Source organism: Micromonospora sp. NPDC005252 (assembly GCF_042872475.1).
Classification (GTDB): domain Bacteria; phylum Actinomycetota; class Actinomycetes; order Mycobacteriales; family Micromonosporaceae; genus Micromonospora.
This window is the reverse complement of record NZ_JBIAKN010000010.1, coordinates 186,914-194,784: the sequence shown is the minus strand read 5'-3', so window position 1 is coordinate 194,784 and position 7,871 is coordinate 186,914. Positions and strand designations below refer to the sequence as shown.

Here is a 7,871-nt window from a genome sequence, read left to right as displayed (position 1 = left end):
ATCACCTTGCTCGACACAAGCTGATCTATCAGAAGTCCCGTTCGCGTCTCCAAAGCCCTTGACTCAAGTCCCGATCGCCAAACGCAACAGCGTTGTCATGGAAATAGTGGCCTCCGCGTCGTGGGAGGCCACTGTTTCCTGGTTGTTGCGCGATCTTGAGCGGTCGGGATCTCAGAGGTGATCGTCGAAGGTGGCGATGTCGCCGCGCGTCGCGTCGGTGGGGATGCGCTTCTTGGCCTCCGCGTCGCCGTACAGCGACCAGCGCAGGAACTCGACGGACGTGTCCGAGACGACCCGCAGCGTCGCGGCGTCGCTGAGCAGCGCCCGCCCGTGGTCGCCCTTGGGCAGGCTGAGCAGCGCCTTCGGCCAGGGCACCTTGTCGTACGCCGCCTTGCCCGCCGCGTAGTCGACCACCTCGTCCAGCTCGCCGTGCACGAACAGCTGCGGCGCGGTCGCCCCTGCGAACGCCGTACCCACGCCGACGGCCGTACCGGCGAACACCACCCCGGCGTCCAGCCGCTCGTCCCGGCTGGCGGTGAAGAGGCCGATGGTGGTCACCCCGCCGGCCGAGTGCCCGGCCGCGGCGACCCGGTCGGTGGCCAGCCGGCCGCGCAGCCCGTCGCCGGCCTTGCCGTCGAGCGCCAGCACCTGGGTCAGCGCGTACGACACGTCGGCCGGCTGGTTGAGCACGTCGAGGATGTTGCCGTCGCTGCCCCGGGAGGTGTGCGGGAAGGTCGGCGCGGCCACCACGAAGCCCGCCGCCGCCCAGCGGGTCAGCAGGGTGGCGTAGTCCTCCGGCCGCCCGGTGAGGCCGTGGCTGAACATCACCACCGGAAACCGGCCCTGTGCCGCCGCCGCGGACCGCTTGACCGCGCCGCCGGACTCCCCGGCCGCCGGATACCAGAGCGTCACCGGCAGCGCGCGGCCGTCCCGGTTCAGCTTGAGCTGGCGTACGCCGACGCCGAAGGCGCTCTTCGGTGCGGTCCCGGCGGGTACCTGCGGCGTCGGCGTGGCGGCGGGCGGTGGCTCGGCCGGCGCCCGCCAGCTCTCGGTCTTGCGGGCGTCGGCGGAGCAGCCGACCAGGCCGGCCATGAGCAGGACGCTGGCCAGCAGCGTGGAGGTGACGCGACGCGACATGAAGCCAATTGTGCCCTGCCGCGCCGACCGGCTCGGCGCGGTTCGACGCGCGGTGCCCACGCCGTGACCGGTTCGCTCAGGCCGCGGCGTGACCGGCTCGCTCAGGCCACGCCGTGACCGGCTCGCTCAGGCCGCGGCGCGGTCGGGGAGCGGGCGCCGCCGCCGGGCGGTGTCGGTCAGGGAGCGTGGCGGGAAGGCGGCGTTGGGGTCGTACCGGTTGGTTCCGGGCGGCACGATCTCGTCGATCCGGTCGAGGGTCGCGTCGTCCAGGGTGAGCGTGGCGCCCTTGATCAGGTCCTCCAGGTGCGCCATGGTCCGCGGTCCGATGATCGCCGAGGTGACCGCCGGATGGGCCACGGTGAAGGCGATGGCGAGCTGCGGGAGCGTGCAGCCGATGCCCGCCGCGAGGTCGACGAGCTGCTCGACGATGTCGAGCTTGGCGGCGTTCTCGGCGAGCGTGGGATCGAACTGCGCCGGCCGGAGCACGGCACGCCCGGTCGACAGGTCGACGGGCCGGTCCCTGCGGTACTTCCCGCTGAGGAACCCGAAGGCGAGCGGACTCCAGACCAGCACCCCCATGCCGTAGCGCTGACAGACCGGCAGGGTCGACGCCTCGACCCCGCGGGCCAGGATCGAGTACGGCGGCTGCTCGGTGCGCAGCCGCCCGAGGCCGCGACGCTCGGAGACCTGGTGCGCCTCGACAATCTCCTCAGCGGGGAACGTCGAGCACCCGAAGGCGCGGATCTTTCCCTCGCGCACGAGGTCGGTGAGCACCGAGAGCGTCTCCTCGATGTCGGTCGAGGGGTCGGGGCGGTGGACCTGGTAGAGGTCGATCCAGTCGGTGCCCAGGCGCCGCAGGCTCCCCTCGACCGCCTTGAGGATCCAGCGCCGCGAGTTGCCACCCTGGTTGGGCCCCTCACCCATCGGAAAGTGCACCTTGGTGGCGAGGACGACGTCGTCCCGACGCCCCCGCAGCGCCTTGCCCACGATCTGCTCGGACTCGCCCCGGCCGTACATGTCGGCGGTGTCGACACAGTTGATGCCCTGGTCCAGGGCCGCGCGGACGATACGGACGCAGTCGTCGTGGTCCGGGTTCCCGACGGCGCCGAACATCATGGTCCCGAGGCAGTGGGTGCTCACCTCGATGCCGGTGCCGCCGAGTGTGCGATAGCGCATGCCGATGCTCCCTTGGCGATGTCGTAACGATCACGGGGGACCCTAGGAGCTGGAGTCGGCTCTAGGTCAAGCCTCGTTACCCTGCTCGGCATGGCCGAGGACACCGTGAGTCTGAGCATCGGGCAGGTCGCCGAACGTACCGGCTTGAGCGTGCACGCCCTCCGCTTCTACGAGCAGGAGGGCGTCTTCGTCGATCCCGTACGCCGTGGGCCCGGTGGGCGTCGTGTCTACAGCCAGGACGACGTCGACTGGCTGACCGTCTGCATCATTCTCCGCGCCTCGGGCATGCCGTTGCCCGCGCTCCGCCGGTACACCGACCTCGTCCGGGAGGGCGCCGGCAACGAGGAGGAACGTCTCGCCCTCCTGCGCGAGCACCGGGAGCGCGTCACCAGCCAGATCGGCAGGCTCACCCAGTGCCTGGACCTGATCGGCTTCAAGGTCGGGGTGTACGAGGACCTTCTCGACGGGGCCCAGCCCGCAGTCGAGCCAGGTCGTCCGCGTCCTTCGGACGGCGGGGCCGCTCCGGCATCCACACCGGGTACATCTGCTTGAACTCGATCTGGGCCGGCACCGAGATCGTCGGCACGGTCAACGGGCCGAGCCGGCCGGGTGGTGCGTCCAGCATCCCGACCGGCAGTGGCGTGCCGGCCCAGGACCCGGCACCCACCGTCGGTCGACCGGCGTCGTCGCGACCCAGGTACGCGAAGCTCACCTCCACGTCGGCGGCGAACAGGTCGAGCTGTAGCTCCACCGGCATCCGGGGATCGGGTCGCCAGCCCCGGGCCAGCAGCAGGGCTGCCAGCCGGGCCGCGTCCTCGCGCCAGCAGTACCAGTCGACGTCGACGTGCGGTCGGGACACCTGGCCGAGCTGGAAGTCCATCGCCCAGCCGCCACGCAACCACACCGGAATGCCGGCCGATCCGGCCACCTCGACCACTTCGGCGATGCTCGCCAACTGGCGGCGCGCGAGGTCGTCCACCGGGGCACCCTAGCGGCACGTCCGGGTGCGCGGGGGAGCCTTCAGTGGGCAGCAGCGCTTGTCGTGTGCGGCCACCGCCACCGCCGCTAGGTGAGGCGGGACTCGTAGTGGGTGCCGGGCGTGCGCGCGTCGGTGGGCAGGCGGGCGCCGGCGGTCCGGTCACCGTAGAGGGTCCAGCGCAGGAAGTCGGTGGTGGTGGCGAGGACGGCGGCGAATCCGGGGTTGCCCGGCGTGAGGTACGCGCCGTGGTCCTGGCCGAGCACACTGACGAACACCGCCGGTCCCGGGGTACGCGCGTACGCCGCCCGGCCGACCGTCACCGGCACCACCGGGTCGGCCGTGCCGTGCACGAAGAGCACCGGTGCGGTCGGTCCGGCGAAGCTGCCCGGCAGCCCGCCGCCGGCGATCACGATGCCCCCGCGCAGCCGGGCCGGGTGGCCCTCGGTGAACATGCCGGAGGTGGTGAAGCCGCCCGCCGAGTGACCGGCGGCGGCGATCGACGTGAGGTCCAGGTGGCCGGCGAGCGGATCACCCGGGTCGCCGTCGAGGCGGCCCAGGTGCCGGATCAGCCGCCAACCGTCGGCGGGCTGGTTGCGCACGTCGGCCCGGGTGAAGTGCGCGGCACCCGCGCTGGTGTGCGGGTACGCGGGCGCCGCCACCACGAAACCGGCCGCCGCCCAGCGGGTGGTCAGCCCGGCGTGCAGCTCGGGTCGACTGTGCAGCCCGTGGCTGTAGATCACCACCGGGAAGCGGCCGGCGGCCACCCCGTCGGTCCCGGTCGGATACCAGATGGTCACCGGCAGGGGGCGCGCCGAGCGCGGATCGAGGGTGAGCGTACGCACGCCGACGACGTACGACCCCTCGGGCGCTCGGCGCGCGGACGGCGGCCCGGTGGAGCCGCCCGCCACGGCGGTGGCCGGCGCGCAACCGGCCAGCAGCGCTGTCACCAGTACGGCGACCAGCCGTCCCGCCCCCACCGTTTCACCGTAGGTGCCCGGGCACGTCCGGCGGCCCCGCCGTCCGGCCCGGCTCTGCCCGCCACCCGGTCGGGTCGCCTCCGCCGGCCGGTTCGACCCGGTGGGACGGCGGAGGCGGGGGCGGCGCTCGGCGACCGGCTTCGCTAGGGTCACCGACATGGCTGAGAACTACACCGACCCCAGCGGCAACACCGAGGCGTTCCGCGCCTTCACCCAGACGCCGGAGGCCGCCGGCCCGGCCGACGCGCCGTCCCGCCTGCCGCTCATCGTCGGTGCGGCGGTGGTCGTCGTACTGCTGGTGGCCCTCGTCGCCTGGCTGGCGATGCGCTGACCAGCCGGCGCGGCAGTGCGCTGACCGGGCGGGTCGGGGGGCTTCAGTGCGCCCCGACCACATCCCGGGTCTGTCGGGCGATCTCCCGTTCCTCATCGGTGCGGATGACACAGACGCTCACCTCGGCGTCGTCCGGCGAGATCAGCCGGTCGCCGTCACCGTTGTTGCGCGCCTCGTCGACGGTGATGCCGAGCCGGGCCAGCCCGGCCAGCGCGGCGGCCCGGACGGGCGCGGCGTGCTCGCCCACGCCGGCGGTGAACGCGATCGCGTCCACGTGGCCGAGCAGCGCGTAGTACGCGCCGACGTACCCGGTGATCCGCCGGCAGTACACGTCGAAGGCCAGCGCGGCTGCCCGGTCCCCGGCCGCCCTGCGCTGCAGCACCTCGCGCATGTCGTTGACGCCGGTCAACCCCAGCAGCCCGCTGCGGTGGTTGAGCAGGTCGTCGATGTCGTCGACCGACAGCCCGCCCTCCCGCCGCAGGTGGAAGATCACGGTCGGGTCGAGGTCGCCGCTGCGCGTGCCCATCACCAGCCCCTGGAGGGGCGACATCCCCATCGAGGTGGCGACGCTGCGGCCGTTCGCGACCGCGCAGGCGCTGGCCCCGTTGCCCAGGTGCAGGGTGATGGTGTTGAGCTGCTCGTACGGGCGGCCCAGCAGCTCGGCGGTACGCCGGGAGACGTACGCGTGCGAGGTGCCGTGGAAGCCGTACCGGCGGATGCCGTACCGCTGCGCGGTGTCCAGGTCGATCGCGTAGGTCGCGGCGGCCTCCGGCAGGGTGTGGTGGAACGCCGTGTCGAAGACGGCGACCTGCGGGACGTCCGGCAGCGCCGCCCGGGTCACCTCGATGCCGGCCAGGTTGGCCGGGTTGTGCAGCGGGGCGAGCGGCACCAGATCCTTGATCGCGGCCAGCACCGCGTCGTCGATGAGGACCGGGGTGGTGAACTTCCGTCCGCCGTGCACCACCCGGTGCCCGACCGCGGTGAGCCCGTTCAGGTCCAGACCGGCCAGGATCTGCCGGACGGCGCTGGCGTGGTCCGCCGGGCCGCCGCCGGGCTCACCGACCCGCTCGACGGTGCCCTGGTCGAGGGGCCGGTCCCCGTCGTAGTGGCGCCACTTCACCGACGACGACCCGCAGTTGAGCACCAGCACCCGACTCATGACGCCTCCTCGGCGGCCGCCTGGATGGCGGTGATCGCCACCGTGTTGACGATGTCCGGCACGGTCGCGCCGCGGGAAAGGTCGTTCACCGGCCGGCGCAGGCCCTGCATGACCGGGCCGACGGCGACCGCCCCGGCCGAGCGCTGCACCGCCTTGTACGTGTTGTTGCCCGTGTTGAGGTCCGGGAAGATGAAGACCGTGGCCTGGCCGGCGACCGGGCTGTCGGGCAGCTTCGTCGCCGCCACGGCGGGGTCGATCGCCGCGTCGTACTGGATCGGCCCCTCGACCAGCAGGTCGGGCCGACGCTCCCGGACCAGCGCGGTGGCCGCGGCGACCTTCTCCACGTCTTCGCCCGCGCCGGAGCTGCCGGTGGAGTACGACAGCATGGCCACCCGGGGTTCGATGCCGAAGCGGGCGGCGGTGTCGGCCGACGAGATCGCGATGTCGGCGAGCTGGGCGGCGTCCGGGTCGCGGTTGACCGCACAGTCGCCGTAGACCAGCACCCGGTCGGCGAGCAGCATGAAGAAGACGCTGGAGGCCACCGAGACCTCCGGCACGGTACGGATGATCTCGAACGCGGGCAGGATGGTGGCGGCGGTGGTGTGCGTGGCGCCGGAGACCATGCCGTCGGCGTACCCGGCGTTCACCATGAGCGTCCCGAAGTAGTTGGGCTGGGCCACGATGTCGTGCGCCAGCTCGGCGGTGACGCCCCGGTGGGCGCGCAGCCGCGCGTACTCGGCCGTGAACTCGTCGCGCCACCCGCTGGTGGCCGGGTCGACGAGCCGCGCGTCGCCGAGGTCGATGCCCAGCTCGCGGGTGCGCCGGGCGATGTCGTCCGGGCGGCCGAGCAGCGTCAGGTCGGCCACGCCCCGGCGCAGCAGGATCTCCGCCGCCCGCAGGATGCGCTCCTCGGCGCCCTCGGGCAGCACCAGGTGCCGGGGCTTCGAGCGGGCCCGGTCGATCAGCTCGTTCTCGAACATCAGCGGGGTGACCCGCGTCGAGCGGCTGACCCGCAGCCGGCGGGCCAGGTCGTCGGTGTCCACGCAGCGTTCGAACGCGCCGAGCGCGGCCTCCACCTTGCGGGGGTTGGCCACGCTGGGCCGCCCCTCGATCCGGCTGGACGCGGCCACCGTGTCGTAGCTGTCGCTGCCGACGGAGAGCACGGCCAGGCCGGTGTTGAGGCCCTCCACCAGCCGCATCACCCGGGGGTCGGGTTGCTCGCCGAGGGTGAGCACCAGCCCGGCCACCGACACCTGCCCGGCCACGTGCGCCGCACTGGCGGCGACGAGCAGGTCGGCCCGGTCCCCGGGGGTGATCACCAGAGCGCCCTCGGTGAGGTGGCCCAGCAGGGTCGGCACGTGTGCCGCGCCGACCACGAAGTCCAGCACGTCCCGGCCGAGCGCCGCGTCGTCCCCGGCCAGCAGGGTGGCGCCGAGCGCCGCCGCCACCTCGGCCACCGTCGGCGCCGACACGCTCGGCACCTCCGGGATGGCGTACGCCGGCACGGGCAGCTCCGGCAGCGTCATCGGCTCGGACACCCGGTTGGCGATCACCGCGAGCACCGTCGCGCCCAGGTCGGCCAGATCGTGGTACGCCCCGCGCATGGCCGCCGCGACGGCCGTCGGCTCCTGCTCGTAGCCGTCCACCACCGGCACCACCACGCTGCCGAACTCGGTGGCCAGCCGGGCGTTGAAGGCCAGCTCGCGGGGGTGCGCCGGGTCGCCCGGCTCGTCGAAGTCACTGCCCACCACGACCACCGCCGGGCACTGCCGCTCCACCGCCCGGTACCGCTGGACGACAGCGGAGATCAGCTCTTCCCGTCGGCCGTCGGCGACCAGCCTGGCCGCCTCGGCGTAGGTGGATCCGGCCAGCTCGGCGAGCGGCACCTCGACGCGGTACCGCTCGCTCAGCAGCGCGAGGATCGGGTCCGGGCCGGTGTCGGCCACCAGCGGCCGGAACACACCGATCCGCCCGACCTGGCGGGACAGCAACTCGGCCAGCCCGAGGGCGATGGTCGACTTGCCCCCGCCCGAACCGACGCTGGTCAGATACACGCTGCGCGCCACGGCCCCACGCTACAAGATCGTGGTGGCCGTCGTCGGTCCGCTCGTC

At 73.2% G+C, this 7,871-nt stretch carries 8 protein-coding genes; 2 read left to right on the top strand and 6 right to left on the bottom strand.

Features of this window, described 5'->3' with window-relative positions:
• Positions 1-171: 171 nt before the first annotated feature.
• The gene (locus tag ACFYPH_RS25315; protein ID WP_387185105.1) at positions 172-1,137 is read right to left on the bottom strand and encodes an alpha/beta hydrolase family protein; all 966 of its coding nucleotides are present in this window, start codon (positions 1,135-1,137) and stop codon (positions 172-174) included.
• A 126-nt stretch (positions 1,138-1,263) separates the two neighbouring features.
• Positions 1,264-2,313 (bottom strand): aldo/keto reductase, encoded by a 1,050-nt coding sequence (locus tag ACFYPH_RS25310; RefSeq protein ID WP_387185102.1) that lies wholly within the window; start codon positions 2,311-2,313, stop codon positions 1,264-1,266.
• Between the two features lie 90 nt (positions 2,314-2,403).
• On the opposite strand from ACFYPH_RS25310, the gene ACFYPH_RS25305 reads away from it, so the two are divergent.
• Positions 2,404-2,865 carry a MerR family transcriptional regulator gene (locus tag ACFYPH_RS25305; RefSeq protein ID WP_355138047.1) on the top strand — a complete coding sequence of 154 codons (462 nt, stop codon included), beginning with the start codon at positions 2,404-2,406 and terminating at the stop codon, positions 2,863-2,865.
• Here ACFYPH_RS25305 and ACFYPH_RS25300 read toward each other — a convergent pair.
• Both ACFYPH_RS25300 and ACFYPH_RS25295 read right to left on the bottom strand, forming a co-directional pair.
• Positions 2,747-3,292: a nucleotidyltransferase domain-containing protein gene (locus tag ACFYPH_RS25300; RefSeq protein ID WP_355063644.1), complete on the bottom strand. Its 546-nt coding sequence runs from the start codon at positions 3,290-3,292 to the stop codon at positions 2,747-2,749. The two genes, ACFYPH_RS25305 and ACFYPH_RS25300, sit on opposite strands and share 119 nt — an antisense overlap.
• Positions 3,293-3,378: 86 nt before the next feature.
• Positions 3,379-4,269, bottom strand: coding sequence for an alpha/beta hydrolase family protein (locus ACFYPH_RS25295; RefSeq protein ID WP_387185098.1), 891 nt, complete (start codon positions 4,267-4,269; stop codon positions 3,379-3,381).
• A 157-nt stretch (positions 4,270-4,426) separates the two neighbouring features.
• Here ACFYPH_RS25295 and ACFYPH_RS25290 point away from each other — a divergent pair, with 157 nt between their 5' ends.
• Complete coding sequence (locus ACFYPH_RS25290) at positions 4,427-4,600, top strand: hypothetical protein (protein ID WP_234588635.1); 174 nt, start codon at positions 4,427-4,429, stop codon at positions 4,598-4,600.
• A gap of 43 nt (positions 4,601-4,643) precedes the next feature.
• Here ACFYPH_RS25290 and ACFYPH_RS25285 read toward each other — a convergent pair whose 3' ends face one another.
• Positions 4,644-5,759, bottom strand: a complete 1,116-nt coding sequence (locus ACFYPH_RS25285; protein ID WP_363937247.1) for an acetate kinase — start codon at positions 5,757-5,759, stop codon at positions 4,644-4,646.
• Positions 5,756-7,825, bottom strand: coding sequence for a phosphate acetyltransferase (pta, locus tag ACFYPH_RS25280; RefSeq protein ID WP_354858496.1), 2,070 nt, complete (start codon positions 7,823-7,825; stop codon positions 5,756-5,758). The genes ACFYPH_RS25285 and pta overlap by 4 nt, the downstream gene beginning before the upstream one ends.
• Between the last annotated feature and the right edge of the window lie 46 nt (positions 7,826-7,871).

Bases quoted from the DNA above. Each gene is read 5' to 3' on its own strand.
- ACFYPH_RS25305 (WP_355138047.1), top strand. From the start codon at position 2,404: ATGGCCGAGGACACCGTGAGTCTGAGCATCGGGCAGGTCGCCGAACGT.
- ACFYPH_RS25290 (WP_234588635.1), top strand. From the start codon at position 4,427: ATGGCTGAGAACTACACCGACCCCAGCGGCAACACCGAGGCGTTCCGC.
- ACFYPH_RS25310 (WP_387185102.1), bottom strand. From the start codon at position 2,313: ATGCGCTATCGCACACTCGGCGGCACCGGCATCGAGGTGAGCACCCAC.
- ACFYPH_RS25315 (WP_387185105.1), bottom strand. From the start codon at position 1,137: ATGTCGCGTCGCGTCACCTCCACGCTGCTGGCCAGCGTCCTGCTCATG.
- ACFYPH_RS25285 (WP_363937247.1), bottom strand. From the start codon at position 5,759: ATGAGTCGGGTGCTGGTGCTCAACTGCGGGTCGTCGTCGGTGAAGTGG.